Genomic DNA, 21,381 nt, shown 5'->3' on the forward strand with positions numbered 1-21,381 from the left:
CCAAGTCTCATCGGCCCCGCCCTGCGGCGAGACCGGTTTTCATCAGGCGGAGATCACTCCGCCTTGCAGTCCCAATGGAAGTTGGAGAAATTCAGATCCCAGCTCTGCATGGGAATGAACTCGTAACCCTGAAGGCACTTGTTCGCCGCATAACGGCGGTTCGGTGCAACCGCCCAGACGTCAGGCTGAAGATCGACGATCTTCGTCTGCAGCTCCTTGTAGGTGGCGTTCTGTTCGCTGACATCGGTGGTGGCGCGGACCTTGTCGATCAGCCCGTCGATTTCCGCGCTCTGCAGCCATTCCATCGACATCCAGGTGCCGGAGGCTTTGGAATGGTACTGGTTGTAGAACATCGCATCCGGCGACGGGTAGGTCGGCGAGATGTTCACCTGCGTCGATGCGGGCGTCGTTTCCGGCTTGGAGGACAGTTCGACAATGCGGTTCCACGGCTCGGGCTTGATATCGAGCGTGATGCCGATCTGCTCGAGGCTGGACTGCAAAAGGAGCGCCACTTCGGCCTCGAAGGCAAGCGAAGCGACATAGCTGTTGACCAGCGTGATCTTCTGGCCGGCATATTTCGACTTCGCCAGTTCTTCCTTGGCCTTTTCCAGATCATAGACGCCGGGCTGGATATCGCCGTTATGCGCATCCTTGAAGGCGTCGGAGAGCGGACCCTTCATGTCGAAACCGGGATAGATCACTTCCTGGATCGTCTTGTAGTCGGTCGCATAGGCAATGGCGCGGCGCACGTGCACGTCGTCGGTCGGATAGACCTTGGTATTGAGCTTGATGACAAAACCGCCGGCGGTGCGGGTCTGGATCAGCTTGTAGCCCTTCATGCGGCCGATGGATTCATAGGTGTCGTTGCCAAGTCCGTGCGAGGAAAGGCCGAGTTCGCCCTTTTCCGCCAGCGCCTTTACGGTGGCGTCGTCGCTGGTCTGCACGAAGCGCACTTCATCGATCGGCTTGCCCTTGGTCCAGCCGAGGAAATAATCGGCATTGCGGGCAATGACCATATCGGCCGAGCGGTTGTAGCTGACCAGCTTGTAGGGGCCGAAACCGGCGGAATGTTCGCCAACATAGGCCTCACCCCATTTGTCTTCGGGCTTGGCATTGGCTTCGATCAGCGTCTTGTTCATCGCCATCATCAGCGGCGTCGCCGCCATGAAGGGCGAGAACTGGCGCTCGATCTTCATGACCAGCGTGGCATCGTCGGGTGCAGTGACGTTTTCGGGCTTCAGCACGCCGACGATGAGGTTCGACGGGCCCTTGTTGATGCCGAGCAGACGCTGGATCGACCAGGCAAGATCGGCAGCCTTTACCGCCGTGCCATCCTGAAATTTCGCGTCGTCGCGCAGGTGGAAGGTGTAGGTCAGGCCGTCTGGCGAAATATCCCAGGATTTCGCCAGATGCGGTACAATTTCGCCCTTGGCGTTCACCGTGGTCAGGCCGTCATACATGTTCACGATGGCCATGTAGCCGGTGTAATCGGTCACCTTCGCAGGGTCGAGCGAGCTGAATATCTGCATGGTGTTGACCGCAACTGACACCTTGTCTTCCGCAAGGACTGCAGAAGAAAAAAGCGGCAACGCGAGCGCTGTGCCGAGCGCCAGCGCGGCGAGACGGGAAGCAAGTACAGGCATTTTCATTATCGTTCTCCTCTTTATTGCGGAGCATTGGCCCCGCTTATGGTTAGGCAGCCTTGCTGACCGGGACGGGCAGCGGTGAGAAAGGAATGTCCGGATAGCCAAATGCCGCCGGCCCGACGACCTCAAGCGCGCGGGCGCTGCGCAGCAGGTCGTGGCAGGGGATGGCGATAACGGCCACGCGCTGGCCATAACGCAGCACTTCGGTAGTGATCGGATAACCCGTATCGACATCGAGCAGGACGATCAGGTCGGGAACCGTCACTTCCACCTTGCCATCCCGGGAAAACAGCAGGAATTCGTTCTGAATGGCGACGCCCGCCGTCTGGCCCGCGCAATCATCGAAGCCGGACAGCGTGAGATCACCGACAGCAAAACCGCCGCGCAGGTGGCGCTTCAGATCGGTGATCTTGCCGTTGAAGATGCGCCTTCCGCCTTCCAGTGCGCAGACCGCGGCAATCGGGTCTTCCTGCTGCTTGCGGGCACGGATCACTGCCTCGCCGATGGCAATCGCCTTGGTGTAGGTTTTCGGAATGCCATACTGGTGCACGTAATGCGCCTGCATCGGCGCGGTCGCCAACATCGCGCCGCCGCCCTGCGAAACGACGCAGGCGCGCGCCATGCGCTCGTGCCAGACCTCGGAAACGGCATGGCTGAAAATGACGGCATTGCCGTGCAGATCGCACATCACCGAGGGCGTGGAACTGTGGCCATAGATGGAGAAGGTGGTCATCTGCATTTCCGGGAATGCCCGGCCCATGCCGTCGCAATCGAGGATCGGCAGGCCGCCGAGCGCCGCTGTCACCAGCGGATTCATGGAATTGGAACCGCCGATTTCCTCGCAGACGATGGCATCGACCGGGGTGCGGATCAGCTCCTCCATCGCCCGCAGGCAACGCAGGCCCTCGCGGCCTTCGCGAATGCGCTCAACGCCGACGACAGGTGCGCCGATGCCGCCGATGGACATGCAGAGCGCATCCGGTTCGATGGCATCGGTGGCAAGGATCTTCATCTCGTAACCGGCCTTCATGGCTTCCAACGCCAGAAGCTTGCCGAGATAGGGATTGCCGCCGCCGCCAGTGCCGAGAATGCCCGCACCGATTTCCAGCGCGTCGAGATCTTCCCGCGTCAGCGTCCGCAATGCCGCTTCGTCATATTTCAGCTTGCGTGTCTCAGCCATGGTTGGCTCCCATTTCTCCAACAACTTTCACATGAATGCGGGTGGCATTACCGGGCAGGTAGGCAAGCGGCATGTCCTCGCGCTCAATCACTTCCAGCGTCTCGGCGACCGCGCCGGCCGCAATCGCCTTCTCGCGCGCCTCGGCTTCTGCTTCTGCCAGTGCGCTCTCGCGCGTGCGTCCGTCCACCAGCGAGAAGACCCGGTCGGTCTCGCCGCTGATCTGCGCGATTGCCGCGCCGACGGCATTGGCCACCGCGAAATTCTCGGGCCGGATGACCTCAAGGTCACCGATACGATCCGGCATCAGGATGGAACCGCCGCCAACGGCAATCACCGGCACCGGTGACGACGAGATGCGGCTGCGCTCCACGCAGGCCTCGAGCATGTCGTTGATCTTGTCGACCGCCGCATCCACGAGCTTTTTGTCGAGACTGGAGACCAGCGCCTTCTCACCCACATCCGCCTTGCCGGAGGCAACGGCGATATCGGTTGCCGTCAGGGTCGAGCCGCCGAAGCAGAGTGCATCGCGGCGAACGCGGTAACCGACGGATTTCGGGCCGACGGTCAGCCCATGGTCGCCCTTGACCACCAGCGAACCACCACCGAGACCGATGGAAAAGACGTCAGGCATGCGGAAATTGGTGCGCACACCGCCAATATCCACCGTCGTGGAAGCCTGACGCGGAAAGCCATGCGACAGCGAGCCGACATCGGAGGTGGTGCCGCCGACATCCACCACGACGGCATCCTTGAGACCAGTAAGGAAAGCCGCACCGCGCATGGAATTCGTCGGGCCGGAAGCGAAGGTGAGCACGGGGAAGCCACGCACCACATCCGCCGCCATCAACGTGCCGTCGTTCTGGGTAATGTAGAACGGGCAAGTGATGCCCGCCGCCTTCAGCGCCTCGCCGAAAGCGGCGACGGTGCGGTCGGCAAGCGACAACAGGCTGGCATTCATGATCGCCGCGCTCTCGCGGGCGAGCAGACCGTGACGGCCGATATCCTTGGACATGACAACCGGCAGGCCGGGGCAACGCTCCTGCAGGATTTCCTTCGTCCGCAGTTCCATCGCATCGTTGATGCCGCTGAAAACGCAGGTGACGGCAGCGGCCTTCAGGCCCTTGGCGCGGATATCGGCGGCGATGCGGACGATCTCATCCTCATCGAGGGCTGAAATCTCACGACCGTCGAATTCGTATCCGCCGCGCACCTGATAACCGTGGTTGCCGACGATTTCCCGGAGATCATCCGGCCAGTCGACCATGGGCGGCAGGCCGGCGCCGGACGGCAGGCCGAGACGGATGGCGGCCACCTCATCCATATGCCGGCGCTCGATCACCGCATTGGTGAAATGCGTGGTGCCGATCATCACGGCGCCGATGCGCGCCCTGTCGATGCCCGACGCCTCGATGACCTTTTCAAGGGCTTCGATGACACCGGACGTCACATCCTCTGTCGTGGAGGCCTTCACTCCCGCCAGAACCGTTTTATCCTGCAACACAACGGCATCGGTATTCGTGCCGCCGACGTCAATTCCAACGCGATACACGTCAGGCTCCTCTTTCATCAATCAGTCGTTTTTACGAGGAAGCGCATGCGCTCTTCCTCGGTCACGGTGGGTTTGAGACGTTCTTCCTCGTCGGTGACGACGGGGATGGCCGCGATCAGGGCGCGGGTATAGGGATGGGCCGGCTCGGCGAAGACCGCCGACGTCACGCCCTCCTCGACAATCTCGCCGCGCAGCATGACGGCGATGCGCGAGCAGAAATTGCGCATCAGCGACAGGTCGTGCGAGATCATCAGATAGGTCAGGCCAAGCTCCTCGCGAAGCTGCAACAGAAGGTCGATCACCGTCTTCTGCACGGAAACATCGAGCGCTGCCGTCGGCTCATCGAGGATCAGGATTTTCGGTTCTGCCGCGAGCGCACGGGCAATCGCCACGCGCTGCTTCTGGCCGCCGGAAAGCTCATGCGGATATTTGCCGAGATAGGATTGCGGCAGCCGCACCAGCCCCATCAGTTCCTGCATCCGGCTTTCCCGCGCCTGCCCATCCATGCCGATGGATTTCAGCGGCAGGGCAAGCGTCTGTTTCACCGTGCGCTTCGGATTGAGCGAGGTGCCTGGATTTTGATAGACGATCTGCGTCAGCCGCTTGCCGCGCTCAGGCGCCGAGGCGTCGATGACGAGATTGCCGGAGGTGGGACGCGAAAGGCCCATGATCATGCGGGCAACCGACGTCTTGCCGGAACCGGATTCGCCCGCCAGACCGAAAACCTCGCCTTCCTTCAGCGTCAGGTTCACATCGCGCACGGCATGATAACCGTTGCGCCTGCCGTAAATCTTGTTCAGCCCTTCGATGGTGACGATGGGCGAGCGCTCGCTCTGCGCCAGATCGGTGACGCGCGGGCCATAAAGCGGCGGCACGGCATCCAGCAGCGAACGCGTATAATCCTCGGCAGGAGCATGCAGGATCTGCGTGCAGGGACCGGTCTCGACAATATCGCCGTGGTGCATGACCACGACCCGGTCCGCCACCTTGCGCACGACGCCGAGATTGTGGGTAATCATCAACAGCGCCATGTTTTCTTCGGCGACCAGCTGGTTGATGAGGTTAAGGATTTCATCCTGCGTGGTAACATCCAGCGCCGTGCCCGGTTCATCGGCGATCAGGAGCTTGGGCTGGTGCAGCAGGGCAAGCCCGATCAGCACGCGCTGACGCATGCCGCCCGAAAGCTCGGACGGATAGGCATTCATCACCCGCTCGGTATCGGCAAGTTGCACCCGGCGCAGCACCGCTGCGATACGGGTGCGACGCGCAGCCTTCGACGAATTGATGCCATCGCGCTTGTCGGCAAAGCGCATGACGTCGTCGAGATGCGTGCCGATCTTGAAGACCGGATTGAAGGAGGACAGCGGGTCCTGCATGATCAACGAAAACGCCGTGCCCTTCAGCGCCTCACGCTCCCTGCGCGGCATGGCGAGCACATCCCGGCCATCGATGATGATGGCGCCGGAAGTAATCGCGGCATTCTTCGGCAGGGTGCCGATGATCGCCTTGGCGGTGACGGACTTGCCCGATCCGGTTTCGCCGATCAGCGCCACACGCTCACCGGCAGCAACCGTGAAGGCGACATTGCGCAGCACCTGCCGGGTGCGGCCGTAATTGGTGAAGGTGACGTTGAGGTTTTCGACCTTGAGAAGCGGTTCAGTCATGGTTTTAGCTTTCCACGTCGAACATGTCGCGCAGGCCGTCGCCCAGCAGGTTGAAACCCAGCGTCACGTAAAGCACGGCCGCACCGGGGCAGAGGACTTCCCACCAGAAATCCGGCATGAACTGGCGCCCGTCGGCAACCATCGATCCAAGGTCGGGCGTCGGCGGTTTGACGCCGAAACCGAGGAAGCTCAGCGTCGCACCGAAGAGGATGACGAAAGCCGCATCCAGCGTCGTCTTGACGGATATGACCGAGACGCAATTGGGCAGGATTTCGCGGAAGAGGATGTGCAGCGGCCCGGCGCCGGCAAGACGCGCGGCTTCGATGTAGTCTTCAGAGGCGATGGACTTCGACACCGAATAGATCAGCCGCGCGTGCCAGGTCCACCATAGCAGCGTGATCGCGATCATGGCGTTCGTCAGCGTCGGTTCCAGGAGGTTGGAGACCGCCAGCGCCATGACGAGAGGCGGCATGGCCAGCATCACATTCGTCAGGCCGCTGATGATTTTTTCGGTCCAGCCGCCGAAATAGCCGGCGATCAGGCCAAGAACCGTACCGACGGGAACCGAAATGCCGAGCACGCCGATGACGAGAAGGAGAGAAACACGCAGCCCGAAGATGGTGCGGGAAAAGATATCGCGCCCCGCCTTGTCAGTGCCGAACCAGTGTTCCAGATCCGGCGGCATGTGGCGGGCGCGGAAATCGACGACGGCGCCGATATGTTTGGGATAGGGCGTGAGCCAGGGCGCAAAGACCGCCAGCACCAGCACCGATAACAGGATCAGCGAGCCGATGACGGCTGCCGGATTGCGGCTGAAGCGATACCACATCATGTAACCGGCGCTTAAACCGCGATCGGTGGGTTCCAGCATTTTCATATCAGCCATCAGCGAGCCTCCTTGCGGCGCAGGCGCGGGTCGATGATCGAGATCAGGACATCCACGATCAGGTTCGCAACGATGAAGAACAGGCCGGCCACCAGCACCACGGCGGTCACGGCATTAAGGTCTTTCTGCAGGATGGCGTTCAGCCCGTAGGAGGCAAACCCACCCCAGGCGAAGACCATCTCGATCACAAAGGCATTGCCGATCAACGACGCGAATTCGAGACCCATGATCGTCAGCGGCGCGATTGAGGAGAGTTTCAGCAGGTAACGGAAGATGATCACCCGCTCCGGCACGCCGAAGCTCTGGAGCGTCAGCACATGGTCCTTGCGCTGGTTCTCGATCATCGAGGAGCGGGTGATGCGGGTGATCTGGCCGATGCCGGCCATGGAAAGCGCAAAGGCCGGCAGCGCGAGATGCTTCAGCGCATCCAGCACCACATCGAACCGTCCGGCCAACGTGCCGTCGATCAGGATGAAGCCCGTCGGGCCACCCTGCCAGCCAAGCCCGTGGTCAAGCCTGCCGATGATCGGCCAGCCGGAGAGAAACCGGGCGGCCAGCAATTGCAGCGTGATGGCGAAGAGAAAGCTCGGGATCGTTACCCCGGTGAGCGAGAGGATGCGGCCGATATGGTCGAGCGGCCGGTCGCGATAATGCGCGGTGATAACACCCAGCGGAATGGCGACGGCGAACATGAAGATGACCGAGACCAGCACCAGCTCGACGGTGGCCGGAACGGTCTGCGCCAGATCGGTGGTGACGGGACGTTGCGACACCAGCGAGAAACCGAGATCACCGTGCAGGGCGTTGCCGATATAGTCGAGATATTGGACGGCCAGCGGCTTATCGAGACCCATCTCGCCACGTAGCGCATCCACCTGCTCCTGCGTTGCCGCAGGCCCCAGCGCCATGCGGGCGGGATCGCCCGGCACCACACGGGCCAAAGCGAAAATCATGATGGACAGGGCGATCATGACCAGCACGAAAGCGCCGAGCCTGTTCAAAATCGCGACCAGCGGATGTTGCTGCATCGGTGGAACGTTCCTTGTGCATCAGTTGCCTGAGCACAAGTTTTCACCACATGTCGGTTTGAACAATTGCCGAAAGGTATAGTTTTTTGAAGAATGAGTATAGGTTTTTATATCTGGATACCCTATCCCTTTCCCGATGACACTCCTGCCCCGCCCCCGCCTCTGCCACCGCATTGCCAGTGAAACCGCTGGCGTGGTGTTTGTTCGCGCGCCGGCGGGTGCCGGAAAAAGCGTGCTGCTGGAGATGTTAGCAAAAGAACTGGGAGCGCAGATATGCCGCACGCACCAGCCTCAAGGCGACGACGTGACAAATGGCTGTCTGCTCTGGGACGTTCCAGTCTTTGCACGGGCGGTACGCATGCCCGCCCCCATTCTGGAGTCGGTGCGTTTCGTCGTCATCGCCTGCCGGCCAGACCAGCGGATCAGCGGCATGGCGCGGCACATCCTGCATCGCGGCTCGCTCACCATAGGGGCGGACGAACTTGCCTTACGGCCAGATGAGGCGGACGGCCTTCCGCCCGAACAGAAGCATCTGGCACTCGAGGATTATGCGGGATGGCCGGCCTTTCTGTCGCTGGCGCGCCTGCCGGATGAAATGCTATGCGCCGACTACCTGCGGGAAAGCTATCTGCCGCATCTTTCCCCTGCCCAAACGGTCGAACTGTCCTTCTGGCTCGAAAATCCCTCTGCAGAGCCCGATGCGGACTGGACCAGGCTTCTGCCGCCCTTTCTGACGGGAAAGCCAGACGATCACCGCACGCTGATACGGCTTCTGACGGTCGCGGCAAAAGAACGCCTCGCCACATTGCAGGCCGGCAGCGCTGTGGTGGAGGTCGCATCGGCGTTTGAAAAGGCAGGGCGTTCGCTGGCCGCCATGGCTATGCTGCTGGACCGCGGTTACGAGACCCATGCCGCGCAAATCCTCGAGCGCGCCGATGGCCGTGAGCTGATCTACAGGAGCAGCGTCGACCGGTTTCGCGAAATCATCATGCGGTTTTCGCAAGATATGATCGCAGCGAACGAAACCGTGCTCTTTGCCGTCACCCGCGCGTTGCTGAAACAGGGTGAATTGCAACGCGTGCGCCATCTGCTCGGCAAAAGTCTCGGATCGGATTATCTCGATCCGCTGAAGGTGCTTGCCCGTGGTTCGCGGTTTTCCTTCGCCGCCCGCACCTTCCGGCTGAACCTGATGATTGCCGAGGACCTGACCCCCAATGACGCTGTGATAACGCGTCTCGCCGAGTTCATGGCCGATTATCCCATGGACGACCACGGCAAATGGGCGGCCTATTACAATGCGCTGCTGGAATTCGAAATCCGCCGCCGCAATTTCCGCGAGGCGGAGGCGGCAGCGGCCCGCGCGCTCATCTATCTGCGCAAGATGGGCGGGCAGCCCCTGCTCGAGTTCTTCATCCATCTTCACCAGATCGTGCTGCGGTTGATGAGCGGTGATGTGCTTCTGGCCCGCCGGGCGGCGCAGGAGGCGCGCGCACGGCTGGAACAGGTGCCGCATGATGCCGTGCAGGAGTTCCGGATGTTGCGGCTGGCGGAAGCCTGCCTTGCCTATGAGGCGGGAAAGCCGCGCGACCTTCTGCATTTCGTCGAGCACGAATTCGATCACTTCGCCGCTGCCGAGATCTGGCCGAGCCTGATGCAGTTTGCCCTGTTTTACGCCTCACAGGTGTTGATCGATCATTTTCCGATGACCGTTCGCCCCGGTTTTCTCGATGGCTTGTGGATCCATCTTTCGGAAGGGCTGCAATTCCATGCGATGATGGAAATCAGGACGGCCCTCGCCTATCAGAACGCCAACCGCTGGGCGGATGCCGCCGCGACGCTTTCGGCAATCCGCATGCCGATGGGCCGCAACTGGGTGGAAAGTGCGCATGAGGATCTTTCCCGGCTGACACGCCGGGACGAAATCGCCTATGTCATGGCATGGCTGCGCGATGCGGTGCATCTTTTCACGCCGCGCGCCTATCTCTCCCGGCAGATCGACGCGATGATCGCCAATCCCAAGGTCACCAATCGTGAGAAGGTCGCGCTGAGGATCTGGCAGAGCTATACCGCGCACCAGCGCCGCGACAATGCCGCCGCACGCGCCCATATCCTCACCGCTCTTGAATCGGCAACCCGTCTTGGCTGCAATGGCGTCCTGTCGGAGGAGCGCGTCTTCCTGTCGCCGCTTTTGAACAATCGCCGCATCCGCAGCTTCATCGAAACCTCGTCCGATGTCCGCACCGCGCTGTCGATTTTCGCCGCTTCAGTGAATTCACCGCAGGCGCGCGCCCTGCATGGCGGGCTTTCGCAGCGGGAAGCGCAGATGCTGCAACTGCTCGCCAGCGGCATGTCGAACAAGAAGATCGCCCTAACCCTCAATATCTCGGAAGTGACGGTGAAGTTTCACCTCGGCAACCTGTTCCGCAAGCTGGATTGCAAACGCCGCGCGGAAGCGATCCGCGCGGCGAAAGCACTCGGCTGGCTGTGAGGCTCAGCGATTGTTCTTCTTGCGCCATTCGGCAAAAGCCGTCTGGTGCTCATCCTTGGTGCAGGGATAAAGCCCGATAATCGTCTGGCCGGCCTTCACCTGCTCCACCACGAAATCCTCATAAGCCGTCATTTCCACCGCCTCGGTGGCGATCTCGTCGGCAATGCCGGCGGGAATGACGATGACGCAATCGGCGTCGCCGACGATGATGTCGCCGGGAAAGACCGGGGCGTCACCGCAGCCGATAGGTCCGTTTATTTCGATGGCTTCATGCTTGGTAAGGTTGGTCGGGCTGGAAGGCCGGGTGTGATAGGCCGGAATATCCAGTTCGGCGATGGTGGCGGCATCACGAAAACCGCCGTCGCTGACGATGCCGGCACCGCCGCGCACCATAAGGCGCGTTACCAGAATATCGCCGGCCGAGGCAGCGCTCGCATCCTTGCGGCTGTCGATCACCATCACATGACCCGGAGGGCAGGTTTCGATCGCCACCCGCTGCGGATGCGCAGGGTTACGGAATTCGACAAGCTGGTTGCGGTCCTCGCGGGCCGGCATGTAGCGCAGGGTAAACGCCGGGCCGACCATGTTCGTGCCCTTATAGCCGAGCGGATGTACGCCCTGTATGACCTGGTTTCGCAGGCCGCGCTTGTAAAGCGCTGTCGCCAGCGTGGCGACGGAAATCGTCATCAGTTTTTCCCGCGTTTCGCTGTTCATTTTAGTCTCCTCGCAATGACCGGATGGATGTGTTTCATGTCTTGTGAATGGGCTCGTCTATGAAGATGCCGCCCTGATATTTTGCGATTGCCGCCTCGGGATCGGGTCGCGGCACATCGCGCTCGATTTCCGCCCGGTAGCGCGCAGCATTGTCGCGCCGTTGCCAGCCGAGAAAATCCACGTGCGAATTGTCCCACCAGCTGTCGTCATTGGCGGAAACGCCCCAGATGACCGGGCAGCCGAGTTTCGGTGCGCGGTATATGGCCTCAATCAGCGAGACAAAATCGTCATGGCTGAACCAGGTCGACAACATTCGCCAGTTCGTGGGTTTTGCTTCGCAGGAGCCGATGCGGACGATGGCCGTCTCCTGGCCGAATTTGGAGTGGTAAAGGCTCGCCATCGCCTCGCCGAAAACCTTCGAGACACCGTAGAGGCCGTCGGGCAGAAAAGGCGTCTCGGGAGTAAGCTGCTTGCCCTGCGGATAATAACCGATCGTGTGGTTGCTGGAAGCAAAAACAATGCGCGGCAGGCCATGTGCCCTCGCCGCTTCATAGAGATTGTAGAGCCCGCGCAGATTGGCCGCCTCTATCGGATCGAAAGCCTTCTCGACGGAAACACCGCCGAGATGGATGATGCCGTCACAGCCCCCCACGAGATCATGAACCGCCTGCTCGTCCTCAAGCGCGCAACGAACGAGTTCCTCATGAGGCGCGGGTGAACCGAGATCAACGATATCAGAAAGGCGGATGGTCTCGGCGACATGGCCAAGCCGCCCCCGCAGCATGCTGCCCAGCTTGCCGCCAGCACCGGTGATGAGCAATCGCTTCAACATGATGGCGTCCTTAGAAAATATCGGGCTCGCCGGCGGTGCGGCCGAAATCCGTCTGCAGGAAGTCGAAATCGCAACCTTGATCGGCCTGCGTGACATGCTTGGAGAAGAGATAGCCATAACCGCGTTCATAGCGCGGCGCGGGCGCCTGCCACCCGGCACGGCGGCGAGCGATCTCTTCTTCGCTGACCAGCATGTCAAGCCGGCGCTGCGGCAGATCGAGACGCACGATATCGCCGGTTTTCAGGAGCGCCAGCGGGCCGCCGACGAAGCTTTCCGGCGCGACATGCAGCACGCAGGCCCCATAGGAAGTGCCGGACATGCGGGCGTCGGAAATCCGCACCATGTCGCGATGGCCCTTCTTGATCAGCGCCTTGGGGATAGGCAGCATGCCCCATTCCGGAAAACCGGGACCACCGAGCGGACCGGCATTACGCAGCACCAGAACATGATCCGGCGTGACATCGAGGTTCTCGTCGTCGATCGCCTTCTTCATTTCCGGATAGCTGTCGAAGACCAGCGCCGGGCCTTCGTGAACATGGTATTTCGGATCGCAGGCGGCAGGCTTGATGACGGCGCCGTCAGGGCAGAGATTGCCGCGCAACACCGCAAGCGAGCCTTCGGCATAAACCGGATTGTCGAGCGAGCGGATGACGTCGTCATTATAGACCTTCGCACCCTCGAGATTTTCGCCCATGCTGCGACCGGTCACGGTGAGCGCCGAACAGTCGAGACGGCTTTCGAGCTGCTTCATCAGTGCCCGCAGGCCGCCTGCGTAATAGAAATCCTCCATCAGATAGTCTTTGCCGGAGGGGCGGACATTGGCAATGAGCGGTGTTACCCGGCCAAGCTCGTCCAGTTCGTCCAGCGTCATCGGCACGCCGGCACGGCGCGCCATGGCAATCAGATGCACGACGGCATTGGTGGAACAACCGGTCGCCATGGCGACGATGGCAGCATTGCGAAACGCAGGCGCGGTCAGAATGCGGTCCGGCGTCAGCTCCTCTGCCACCATCTCCACAATACGCCGGCCGCAACCTGCCGACATGCGCTGGTGTTCGGCATCCACCGCCGGAATGGAGGAGGCTCCCGGCAGGGTGAGGCCAAGGGCGTCGGTGATGGCGGTCATGGTCGAGGCGGTGCCCATGGTCATGCACACACCAGCGGAGCGGGCGATGCCGCCCTGTACACCACGCCATTCCTCGTCGGTGACGTTGCCAGCACGGCGCTCATCCCAATATTTCCAGGCGTCAGAGCCGGAACCCAGCACCTTGCCGGCATAATTGCCGCGCAGCATCGGGCCGGCAGGCAGATAGATCATCGGCACGCCGGCCGAGATCGCGCCCATGACGAGGCCGGGTGTCGTCTTGTCGCAACCACCCATCAGCACCACGCCGTCGAGCGGATGCGAGCGGATCATTTCTTCCGTCTCCATCGCCAGCATGTTGCGGTAGAGCATCGATGTCGGCTTGGTGAAGCTCTCGTCCACCGAAAGCGACGGCATCTCCACGGGGAAGCCACCCGCCTGCAACACGCCGCGTTTCACATCCTTCACCCTTTCAGGGAAATGTGAGTGACAGGTGTTCAGCTCCGACCATGTATTCAGGATACCGATGACGGGTTTGCCGACAAAATCCTCCTCCGCATAACCAAGCTGCATCATGCGAGAGCGGTGGCCAAAGCTGCGCAGGTCATCGGGTGCGAACCAGCGGTCGGAGCGGAGTTTTTTATCGGTCATGTCAATGGTCCTGCGTTGCGGGTTGCGCCAAAAGCCTGTCAGTCCTGCCGGAGCGTCAGCCCGCTCGTCGTATCGAAAAGATGGATATGTTCCAGCGGCGCCGACAGGCGGATGACTTCGTCCGCCGATGTCGAGGTCTGGCCGGAAAGATGCAGCGTCACCCGCGTGCCATCCCCAAGAGTACCGTAAAGATAGGATTCGCCGCCCAGCTGTTCGGCGGTGCGCACGGACATGGTCAGCGCGCCGCCATCACCCGGCTCCACATGGTTCGGCCGGACGCCGAGCGTCACCTTCTGGCCGGGCTTATAGGAAAAGCCCGCCTGCGGTAGCGGGATCAATTCGCCGGTCGCGATCTTCAGGGACGGCGTTGCATCCGAAGTCACTTCACCGGCAAAGAAGTTCATCTTCGGCGAGCCGATGAAGCCCGCCACGAAGAGATTGGCCGGGCGATTATAAAGATCGAGCGGCACGCCGAACTGCTCGAGCTTACCGGCACGCAGAACGGCGATCTTGTCGGCCATGGTCATGGCTTCCACCTGATCGTGGGTAACATAGATCATGGTATTGCCGAGCCGCCGGTGCAGGCTGGAAATCTCGCCACGCATATCGACGCGCAGTTCCGCATCGAGGTTGGAGAGCGGCTCGTCGAAGAGGAAGACGCTCGGCTCGCGCACGACGGCGCGGCCAATCGCAACACGCTGGCGCTGGCCGCCCGACAGGTCCTTGGGACGCCGGTCCAGAAGCTGGTCGATCTGCAGCATCTTGGAAACCTGGGAGATCTTTTCGGCGATATCCTTCTTGGAAGTGCCGATATTTTCAAGCCCGAAGGACAGGTTTTCACGCACCGTCATATGCGGATAGAGGGCATAGGACTGGAACACCATCGCAAGCCCGCGATCTGCGGCCGGGACCGTGTTGACCACATCACCGCCGATGACAATATCGCCGCCACTCAGCTCCTCGAGGCCGGAGATCATGCGCAGCAGGGTCGACTTGCCGCAGCCGGAAGGGCCGACGAAAACACAGAATTCGCCGTGTTTGATATCGAGATCGACACCCTTGATCACATCGAGGGCACCATAAGTCTTTTTGACCTGACGAAGCTCTATACTTGCCATTGTCGTGTTTCCTCCCTGAGGATTATTTGCCGCCAGTCGATGCAATGCCGGTGGCGATGTATTTTTGCAGGAACATGAAGACCAGCGCGATCGGGGCGAGTGTCAGCACCGTCATGGCCAGCAGATTGCTCCATTCCGTCGTCATCTCCCCCTGGAAGGAGTTGAGCGCCAGCTGCAGGGTGAAGTTGTCGTTGCGCGTCAACACGATCAGCGGCCAGAGGAAATCGTTCCAGCGCCACATGATCGCAAGGATCGCCAGCACCGCAAGCGCCGGCGCCGAAAGCGGCAGGATGATGCGCCAGTAGATCTTCCACTCGCTCGCCTTGTCCATGCGGGCGGCATCGAGGATTTCATCCGGGATCGTCAGCATATATTGCCGCAGCAGGAAGACGCCTGTGGGTGTCGCTGCTCCTGGAATGATGACGCCCCAGAGACTGTTGATCATGCCGAGCTGACTGGTGATGAGAAACAGCGGGACCAGCACGACGGTCTGCGGGATCATCAGCGTCCCTACAACCAGCGCCAGCACCACGCCTCTGCCCTTGAACTGGTATTTCGAGAGTGCAAAGGCCGCCATGGAATTGACGATCAGCATGATGAGAGTTGACGTCACCGTGATGAAGGTCGAGTTCCAGAAATAGAGCGGAAAATTGAAGCGCTGGAAAAGCTCGGTGTAGTTTTCCGTGGCCAGCGCCACCTTTTCAGCCGACTTCAGCTCGTTGAACGGCATCTTCAGAACTTCGGCGGGCTTTGTGGGATCAACCACCTGGGCCACGAGACCGATGCGGCGAACCATGCCGAACTTGCGGCCATCCTTGTCGACATAGGCCGGCAGCGGCGCTGCCTGCCCGTCCACCACCACGGTTTCCTGCGTGTAAGGCAGAAGGCGCGGCGGAAAGCGCTGGAGATCGGCCTCCGTCTTGAACGAGGAAAGCACGAGCCAGACGACGGGACCAAACATCATCAGCACGGCCACGCCGAGATAGGCGTAGGATAGCCAGTCGGTCCAGTGCAGTTTGCCGTTTCGGCCGCGCGTACGGGTCAGAAATGCGCCAATCCTAGCCATCGACCTTGCTCCTGTTTGCCCGGAATTGTAGGGCGGTCAGCACCACGAGCACCACGGCGAGCAGCAGCGAAGCGGCAGCCGCCAGCCCGAAATTGCGGGGCGTCCCGGCAAAGCCGGTCTGATAGATGAACTGAATGATGAAGGTGGTCGCCGAACCCGGGCCACCGCCCGTGAAGGCGAAGACTTCATCGAAGGTCTGCACGCCCTTGATGAGCGACAGGACGAGAACGACGAGCATGGTGGGAGCAAGCAGCGGCAACGTAATGCGCCGGAAGATGCGCCACGGACTTGCCTTGTCGAGTTGCGCCGCCTCATAGACATCACGCGGGATCGCCTGCAGGCCGGCGAGAAGAATGAGCGTGTAGAAACCCATATGCGCCCAGACTGAGAGGAAGACCGACCAGCCGAAGGCAAGATTGGCTTCGAGCAACCAGTCGACCGAGCCAAGGCCGAGCCCCTCCATCGCCGCATTGAGAACGCCGAAACGCTGGAGAATCCACTTCCAGATCAAAGCCACAACGACGGGCGACAGCAGCACGGGGAAGAAGAAGACGGCGCGGAAGAACCCGCGCGCCCGGATATCGCGGTTAAGCACGATGGCCGTGATCAGCGAGAAGCCGACCATGAAACCGACCTGCAGCACCACGAAGAAAACCGTGTTCCAGACCGAGCGCCAGAACAGGTCGCGCTGACAGGAATTGGGGTCGAGGTAATTCTGACAGGAAAGAAGGACCGAAAAGTTTTCGCCGCCCACGGCAGGGCGTTCGGAAAGCAATATGTGTTCGCTGCCGGTCACGGAATAGGCCATGTTCAGCACAATCGGCAGAAAGGCGAAGACCGCGAACAGGATCAGATTGGGTGTAAGAAACACCCAGGCGATCCGCCGATGGCCAAGAACCTTCTGCAGGAAGGCAAAGGGCAGTTCGACGATGCCCATGACGGGCGCAAGAAATTTATACATGAGGGTCCTCCTTCGATCCGGCGCGGCGCGGCATGCGCCGCGCCGGAAGGCGATGGATCACTTCGCCTGTTTCAACGCTTCCTCGAGGTCCGTCTTCGCACGGGCCATGGCTTCATCAACGGTGCTTTCACCGACGATGGCCTGCGTGATGCGCTGTACGGAGATGTTGAACATGGCGCGATTGTTCTTGTAACCCTGATAGGTATAGGCAATCGGGCTGAGGCCGGGGATCTGGTCCAGCCAGGCGTTCATGGCCTTCTGCGTCGCAGGCGTCGCACCCGTATAGGTCACGCCCTTGTCAGCCACGGCCTTATGAGCGGGAACGTTGCGGGTGCGAACCGTGAAGTCGAGATAATTCTCGTCCTGAGCGAGGAAGTTCAGGATGTCGGCAACGATCTTCGGGTTCTTGGTCTGCTTGAAGCCGACAACGCCGGTACCGCCCGGCATGCCGGTGCAGGCAGCGCCGCCGCAGGGCTGCGGCACGACTTCCCAGTCGAACGCATCGCCGACCTGGCTGTCGAAGCGCGCGGTCTGCCAGCTGCCCGAATAATAATAGACGAGCTGGCCGTTGATGAATTCCTGCGCGGCGTCACGATAGGTATTGCCGCCCTGCCCGGCCCAGACGTCACGCGCCATGGTGCCGTCCTTGTTCCATTCCACGAATTTCTTCACGAAGGTCGTGAAACCTTCATCGACGAGAATGGGCTTACCATCAGCATCGAAAATCTTCGCGCCATAGGAAATGGCCGGACCGGCAATGCGGTGGCCGGAACGGTCAATGGCCATCGGGTAAGGCGTGCCGGTCGCCTTGGCGACGGCATTTGCGGCCTTCGCCCAGTCGTCCAGCGTTGCATCCTTGCCGGGTACGGCGACATTGGCCTGATCGAACAAAGTGCGGTTGATGAAGGCGCCGGTGATGGTGAGCTGGGTATGCATGCCGTAGATGCCCTTGTCGTCAGGGCCGCTGCGGTACCATTTCAGCACGTTGGAGAAATTGTCTTCCCAATATTTCGCGTCCACATAGGGCGTGAGATCGAGATAATAGCGGTTGAGACCGCCAAGGTCGGTCACGGTTGCGAAATCCGGGCCGCTGCCGCCGGCAAGCTGCACGGGCAAGCCTTCCAGCAGCGCCTTGTAGGGCACGACGTCAGTGACGATCTTTACGTCCGGATGCTGCTTTTCGTAACGCGCGAGAATGTCTTTCAGAATTTCGCAGCCGTTGCCGTCATAAGCGCAGGTGAAGCGTACTTCCTGGGCCGCCTGGGCGGCGCCTGCAAAGGACGCCGCGCCAATGGCGAGCGCCAATGCCATGCTGTATTTACCGATCATCTCTTTTCCTCCCTTAGATGATTATGCGTTGGCGGATGTGCGCGGAGCCCAGCCCTTGATCCACTCGCCTTCAGCGGCATCGGACAGGCGGACCGGCTTTCCTTCCCTGACCGAGCGATAGATGGCGGTAACGAGTTCGATGGACTGCAAGCCGTCATTGACGGTCACTTCCTTGCCGCCGCGCCCTTCCATCGCGTCAGCGATCGCTTCGACAAAACCGGCAAAGCCGTTTTCGCCATCGGCCACCGTTGCCAGAACGGCGTCGATCTGGTCCTGCGTGGTGGGTGCACGGGCGATGAAACGCCATGTGTCTTCGGCCGGGCGATAGGGCAGCGTGCCGCTCTCGGCGGTGAAGCCTTCGAAGCAGAAACGCAGGCGGGACGTATCTTCGGCGGCACCGAGCGTCACCGAACTCGTCGCCAGCGCGCCGCTTTTCATGCGGAAGCTGAGTGCGGCGCAATCTTCGGTTTCGATCTTGTTGACGCGCGTATCGGCCATGGCGAAAACTTCTTCGACCGGGCCGAGAACGTGGCAGAGAAGATCATGCGCATGGATGGCGTGACCGAGGATCGCGCCGCCGCATTCACCCTTCCAGGTGCCGCGCCACGGAATGTCGTAATAGCTGGCGCCACGGTTCCAGTGAACTTCCGAACTCGCGACGAAGGCCTTGCCCGCAAGGCCTGCATCGATGAGCGCACGAAGCTGCCGCATCGCATGTCCGAAACGGTACTGGAAGACCGGAAACACGCCACGGCCGGTCTTTTTAACGGAGTCGATGAGCGCATTTGCCTCTTCAAGCGAGCGGACGAGCGGCTTTTCGCAGACCACATCCTTGCCCGCCGCATGCGCCTTCAGCGTAACGGGGAAATGCAGGTGCGGCGGCAGGCAGACGTCGATCAGCTGGATGCTCTCATCCGCCAGAACCTCATCGAGATCGGTCGTCAGGCGGATGGACGTATCCTCACCCGCCACGGAACGGGCGCGCTCCAGATCGAGATCGCAGATCGCCTTGACGACGAAGCGCTTCGGCAGGGCCCGATAGCCGCTCAGATGCTGGGCGCCGATGCCGGCGCCAATGATGGCAACACCGATCATTTCGAAGCTCCCTCGGCCTTGGCCTGCGCCTGCAGCGACAGGTCGCATACCTTGAACACATGCTCCTGCGTCATCGCCGTTTCCGTGCGGTTGCGGATGTCGTCGCACAGGCGGCCGAAATAGGGCAGGCCAGCACCGGAAGCATCGATATATTCGCAGCGGTCGCCATTCACGAGAACGAGGCGGTCGGTGCCTTCCTTGTTGCCGACATCGACATATTTTCGCAGCTCAATGTAGCCCTCGGTGCCGAGGATCGTCAGGCGGCCGTCACCCCAGGTCGGCAGCGCATCGGGCGTGTACCAGTCGACACGGATATAGCCGTGGCCCTTGTCGCCGCGCAGCACGACTTCGCCGAAATCCTGCAGGCCCGGATCGCGCGGGTTGGCATAGTTGGCAACGGTGGCGGCCACGATCTCCACTTCGGTCGAACCGGTGAAGAACATGAACTGGTCGATCTGGTGGCTGGCGATATCGGTGATGATACCACCGTATGCTTCACGCTCGAAGAACCACTTCGGGCGGATCTGCCGGTTCAGGCGATGCGGCCCGAGGCCGACGGTCTGGATCACGCGGCCGATGGCGCCCTGCGCGACCAGTTCAGCGGCCTTGGTCACGCTCGGAACTTCAAAACGCTCGGAGAAGTCGACGGTCCAGATGCGCTTGGTCTTTGCCACGGTCTGTCGAAGGCGATCGAGCTGTTCGAAGGTAGTGCAGCCAGGCTTGTCGGACATCACGTCCTTGCCGGCCTCCATGGCGGCGATGGCAAGATCGGCGCGCTTGGACGGAATATCGGCGATGACGACGAGATCAATGGTGCCGTCCGCAAGCAGGGCTTCCTTCGAAGCGGCGCGCGGCACATTCGGGAAGCGCTTCACGAAGCCTTCCACGACGTCGGGTTCGCCCTCTGTCCACCAGCCGGCAAATTCGGCGCCGGCATCCAGCAGGTTCTGGGCCATGCCGAAAATATGCCGGTGCTCAATACCAAGAGCGACGAACTTGATTGCTTTACTCATCCTGCAGTTCCACTTCCTTGCCAGTATCGGCTGAGTTGATGATCGCGTCGATCAATCTGTGAGACAAAAGAGCCGCTTCACCGGTGACGACCGGCGCGCGCCCTGAGGAGATGGCATCTGCGAAATCTTCGAAGACGCCCTGATGCCATTCATGCGTGAAAGCCATGGGGTCGGCGCCGCCACCCGTGCCGGAGGCCGTGCCGCCGAAGGTCTCCTGCCGGCCATCACGCCAGTCGACATGCAGGAGGCCCGAGGCGAGCCGCAGGCTGGCATTGTCGAAATGCAGGACAATCGATTCAGGAGTGCCGGGAAAACTTGCAGTGCTTGCCACGAGCGAGCCGACGGCGCCGTTCGTGAACCGCAGACCGGCCGCGACATAATCTTCCGTTTCCATGCGATGAAACCGTGTCGTCGCCGCCATGGCCTGAACACGCGAAACCGGCCCGGCAAGGCTGAGCGCCAGATCGATGGTGTGGATTGCCTGGGAGATCAGAACACCGCCGCCGTCGCGCGCCAGGGTGCCGCGGCCGGGCTCATCATAATAGGATTGCGCGCGCCACCACGGCACGGAAATTTCGCAGAGACCCAGCGCTCCGAGCGTCCCGTCGTCCACAAGCTCACGGGCTTTTTGCGATGCCGCCCGCATGCGATGCTGGAAGATGATGCCGAGCGTGACGCCGGCGTCACGACAGAGGGCGACAAGGCCTTCGGCTTCCTGCGTGTTGCGGGCGATGGGTTTTTCCATAAGGATGTGTTTGCCCGCTTTCGCGAGCTGTCCGACGATATCAATGCGGGCATTCGGCGGTGTCGCGATGATGGCGAAATCGACATCCGCATCGCGCGCTGCCTCCTCGACCGAGGAATAAACGGCAACCTCATATCCAGCGTGTTTCGACGCTTCGGCCGCCAGCGCCCTGGCGCGGCCCGAACCGCCATCAACTAAACCCTTCAGGTGAATTTTTTCCGGACTTGCCGCACAGGCGAGCACATGCGTCTTCGCCACCATTCCGGCGCCAACGATGACGCAGGTCTTGATATTTTGCATTTCGGGAGCCTCCTTCCCATGCACAATAATTT

Annotated in this window: 17 protein-coding genes; 1 reads left to right on the forward strand and 16 read right to left on the reverse strand. The window is 61.1% G+C overall.

What is annotated here, in order from left to right; translation table 11 throughout:
* Positions 1 to 53: 53 nt before the first annotated feature.
* Genes CFBP6623_RS17155 through CFBP6623_RS17180 form a run of 6 tightly spaced genes read right to left on the reverse strand, consistent with a single transcriptional unit; the run spans position 54 to position 7,953 of the window.
* Positions 54 to 1,649, reverse strand: coding sequence for an ABC transporter substrate-binding protein (locus CFBP6623_RS17155; RefSeq protein WP_167379183.1), 1,596 nt, complete (start codon positions 1,647 to 1,649; stop codon positions 54 to 56).
* 43 nt (positions 1,650 to 1,692) lie between these two features.
* Entirely contained in the window at positions 1,693 to 2,826 is a 1,134-nt protein-coding gene (locus CFBP6623_RS17160; protein WP_004438394.1) for a DUF917 domain-containing protein, read from the reverse strand.
* The gene (locus CFBP6623_RS17165) at positions 2,819 to 4,375 is read right to left on the reverse strand and encodes a hydantoinase/oxoprolinase N-terminal domain-containing protein (protein ID WP_062653078.1); all 1,557 of its coding nucleotides are present in this window, start codon (positions 4,373 to 4,375) and stop codon (positions 2,819 to 2,821) included. The genes CFBP6623_RS17160 and CFBP6623_RS17165 overlap by 8 nt, the downstream gene beginning before the upstream one ends.
* 17 nt (positions 4,376 to 4,392) lie before the next feature.
* Positions 4,393 to 6,039, reverse strand: a complete 1,647-nt coding sequence (gene nikE, locus CFBP6623_RS17170) for a nickel ABC transporter ATP-binding protein NikE (RefSeq protein WP_046801395.1) — start codon at positions 6,037 to 6,039, stop codon at positions 4,393 to 4,395.
* A gap of 4 nt (positions 6,040 to 6,043) precedes the next feature.
* The gene (locus CFBP6623_RS17175; RefSeq protein WP_046801396.1) at positions 6,044 to 6,925 is read right to left on the reverse strand and encodes an ABC transporter permease; all 882 of its coding nucleotides are present in this window, start codon (positions 6,923 to 6,925) and stop codon (positions 6,044 to 6,046) included.
* The gene (locus tag CFBP6623_RS17180; RefSeq protein ID WP_006311992.1) at positions 6,925 to 7,953 is read right to left on the reverse strand and encodes an ABC transporter permease; all 1,029 of its coding nucleotides are present in this window, start codon (positions 7,951 to 7,953) and stop codon (positions 6,925 to 6,927) included. Before CFBP6623_RS17180 ends, CFBP6623_RS17175 begins: the two co-directional genes overlap by 1 nt.
* 136 nt (positions 7,954 to 8,089) lie before the next feature.
* Between CFBP6623_RS17180 and CFBP6623_RS17185 the strand changes: the two genes are divergently transcribed.
* Positions 8,090 to 10,441, forward strand: a complete 2,352-nt coding sequence (locus CFBP6623_RS17185; protein WP_046801397.1) for a helix-turn-helix transcriptional regulator — start codon at positions 8,090 to 8,092, stop codon at positions 10,439 to 10,441.
* Positions 10,442 to 10,444: 3 nt separating this feature from the next.
* On the opposite strand, the gene CFBP6623_RS17190 is transcribed toward CFBP6623_RS17185, so the two are convergent.
* From CFBP6623_RS17190 to CFBP6623_RS17235, 10 genes are read right to left on the reverse strand one after another with little or no spacing between them, the layout of a single operon-like run.
* Positions 10,445 to 11,155 (reverse strand): ribonuclease activity regulator RraA, encoded by a 711-nt coding sequence (locus tag CFBP6623_RS17190; RefSeq protein WP_046801398.1) that lies wholly within the window; start codon positions 11,153 to 11,155, stop codon positions 10,445 to 10,447.
* A 34-nt stretch (positions 11,156 to 11,189) separates the two neighbouring features.
* Positions 11,190 to 11,987 (reverse strand): NAD-dependent epimerase/dehydratase family protein, encoded by a 798-nt coding sequence (locus CFBP6623_RS17195; RefSeq protein ID WP_046801399.1) that lies wholly within the window; start codon positions 11,985 to 11,987, stop codon positions 11,190 to 11,192.
* Between the two features lie 10 nt (positions 11,988 to 11,997).
* Positions 11,998 to 13,722 (reverse strand): L-arabinonate dehydratase, encoded by a 1,725-nt coding sequence (gene araD / locus CFBP6623_RS17200; RefSeq protein WP_046801400.1) that lies wholly within the window; start codon positions 13,720 to 13,722, stop codon positions 11,998 to 12,000.
* 38 nt (positions 13,723 to 13,760) lie between these two features.
* Positions 13,761 to 14,840, reverse strand: a complete 1,080-nt coding sequence (locus tag CFBP6623_RS17205) for an ABC transporter ATP-binding protein (RefSeq protein ID WP_080842805.1) — start codon at positions 14,838 to 14,840, stop codon at positions 13,761 to 13,763.
* Positions 14,841 to 14,862: 22 nt separating this feature from the next.
* Positions 14,863 to 15,906: a carbohydrate ABC transporter permease gene (locus CFBP6623_RS17210; protein WP_046801402.1), complete on the reverse strand. Its 1,044-nt coding sequence runs from the start codon at positions 15,904 to 15,906 to the stop codon at positions 14,863 to 14,865.
* Positions 15,899 to 16,867: a carbohydrate ABC transporter permease gene (locus CFBP6623_RS17215; protein ID WP_020011947.1), complete on the reverse strand. Its 969-nt coding sequence runs from the start codon at positions 16,865 to 16,867 to the stop codon at positions 15,899 to 15,901. Before CFBP6623_RS17215 ends, CFBP6623_RS17210 begins: the two co-directional genes overlap by 8 nt.
* 57 nt (positions 16,868 to 16,924) lie before the next feature.
* Entirely contained in the window at positions 16,925 to 18,196 is a 1,272-nt protein-coding gene (locus CFBP6623_RS17220) for an ABC transporter substrate-binding protein (protein WP_046801403.1), read from the reverse strand.
* Between the two features lie 21 nt (positions 18,197 to 18,217).
* Positions 18,218 to 19,291 (reverse strand): Gfo/Idh/MocA family protein, encoded by a 1,074-nt coding sequence (locus tag CFBP6623_RS17225; protein ID WP_046801404.1) that lies wholly within the window; start codon positions 19,289 to 19,291, stop codon positions 18,218 to 18,220.
* The gene (locus CFBP6623_RS17230; protein WP_046801405.1) at positions 19,288 to 20,304 is read right to left on the reverse strand and encodes a Gfo/Idh/MocA family protein; all 1,017 of its coding nucleotides are present in this window, start codon (positions 20,302 to 20,304) and stop codon (positions 19,288 to 19,290) included. The genes CFBP6623_RS17225 and CFBP6623_RS17230 overlap by 4 nt, the downstream gene beginning before the upstream one ends.
* The gene (locus CFBP6623_RS17235) at positions 20,297 to 21,349 is read right to left on the reverse strand and encodes a Gfo/Idh/MocA family protein (protein ID WP_046801481.1); all 1,053 of its coding nucleotides are present in this window, start codon (positions 21,347 to 21,349) and stop codon (positions 20,297 to 20,299) included. Before CFBP6623_RS17235 ends, CFBP6623_RS17230 begins: the two co-directional genes overlap by 8 nt.
* Between the last annotated feature and the right edge of the window lie 32 nt (positions 21,350 to 21,381).

It is taken from the genome of Agrobacterium tumefaciens, from assembly GCF_005221385.1.
Taxonomy (GTDB): domain Bacteria; phylum Pseudomonadota; class Alphaproteobacteria; order Rhizobiales; family Rhizobiaceae; genus Agrobacterium; species Agrobacterium tomkonis.

Excerpts from the sequence above, each read along its gene's own strand:
- CFBP6623_RS17225 (WP_046801404.1), bottom strand. The coding sequence starts at position 19,291 with ATGATCGGTGTTGCCATCATTGGCGCCGGCATCGGCGCCCAGCATCTG.
- CFBP6623_RS17175 (WP_046801396.1), bottom strand. The coding sequence starts at position 6,925 with ATGGCTGATATGAAAATGCTGGAACCCACCGATCGCGGTTTAAGCGCC.
- CFBP6623_RS17160 (WP_004438394.1), bottom strand. The coding sequence starts at position 2,826 with ATGGCTGAGACACGCAAGCTGAAATATGACGAAGCGGCATTGCGGACG.
- CFBP6623_RS17210 (WP_046801402.1), bottom strand. The coding sequence starts at position 15,906 with ATGGCTAGGATTGGCGCATTTCTGACCCGTACGCGCGGCCGAAACGGC.
- CFBP6623_RS17180 (WP_006311992.1), bottom strand. The coding sequence starts at position 7,953 with ATGCAGCAACATCCGCTGGTCGCGATTTTGAACAGGCTCGGCGCTTTC.
- CFBP6623_RS17220 (WP_046801403.1), bottom strand. The coding sequence starts at position 18,196 with ATGATCGGTAAATACAGCATGGCATTGGCGCTCGCCATTGGCGCGGCG.
- CFBP6623_RS17235 (WP_046801481.1), bottom strand. The coding sequence starts at position 21,349 with ATGCAAAATATCAAGACCTGCGTCATCGTTGGCGCCGGAATGGTGGCG.
- CFBP6623_RS17230 (WP_046801405.1), bottom strand. The coding sequence starts at position 20,304 with ATGAGTAAAGCAATCAAGTTCGTCGCTCTTGGTATTGAGCACCGGCAT.
- CFBP6623_RS17155 (WP_167379183.1), bottom strand. The coding sequence starts at position 1,649 with ATGAAAATGCCTGTACTTGCTTCCCGTCTCGCCGCGCTGGCGCTCGGC.
- nikE (WP_046801395.1), bottom strand. The coding sequence starts at position 6,039 with ATGACTGAACCGCTTCTCAAGGTCGAAAACCTCAACGTCACCTTCACC.
- CFBP6623_RS17190 (WP_046801398.1), bottom strand. The coding sequence starts at position 11,155 with ATGAACAGCGAAACGCGGGAAAAACTGATGACGATTTCCGTCGCCACG.
- CFBP6623_RS17185 (WP_046801397.1), top strand. The coding sequence starts at position 8,090 with ATGACACTCCTGCCCCGCCCCCGCCTCTGCCACCGCATTGCCAGTGAA.
- CFBP6623_RS17215 (WP_020011947.1), bottom strand. The coding sequence starts at position 16,867 with ATGTATAAATTTCTTGCGCCCGTCATGGGCATCGTCGAACTGCCCTTT.
- CFBP6623_RS17205 (WP_080842805.1), bottom strand. The coding sequence starts at position 14,840 with ATGGCAAGTATAGAGCTTCGTCAGGTCAAAAAGACTTATGGTGCCCTC.
- CFBP6623_RS17195 (WP_046801399.1), bottom strand. The coding sequence starts at position 11,987 with ATGTTGAAGCGATTGCTCATCACCGGTGCTGGCGGCAAGCTGGGCAGC.
- araD (WP_046801400.1), bottom strand. The coding sequence starts at position 13,722 with ATGACCGATAAAAAACTCCGCTCCGACCGCTGGTTCGCACCCGATGAC.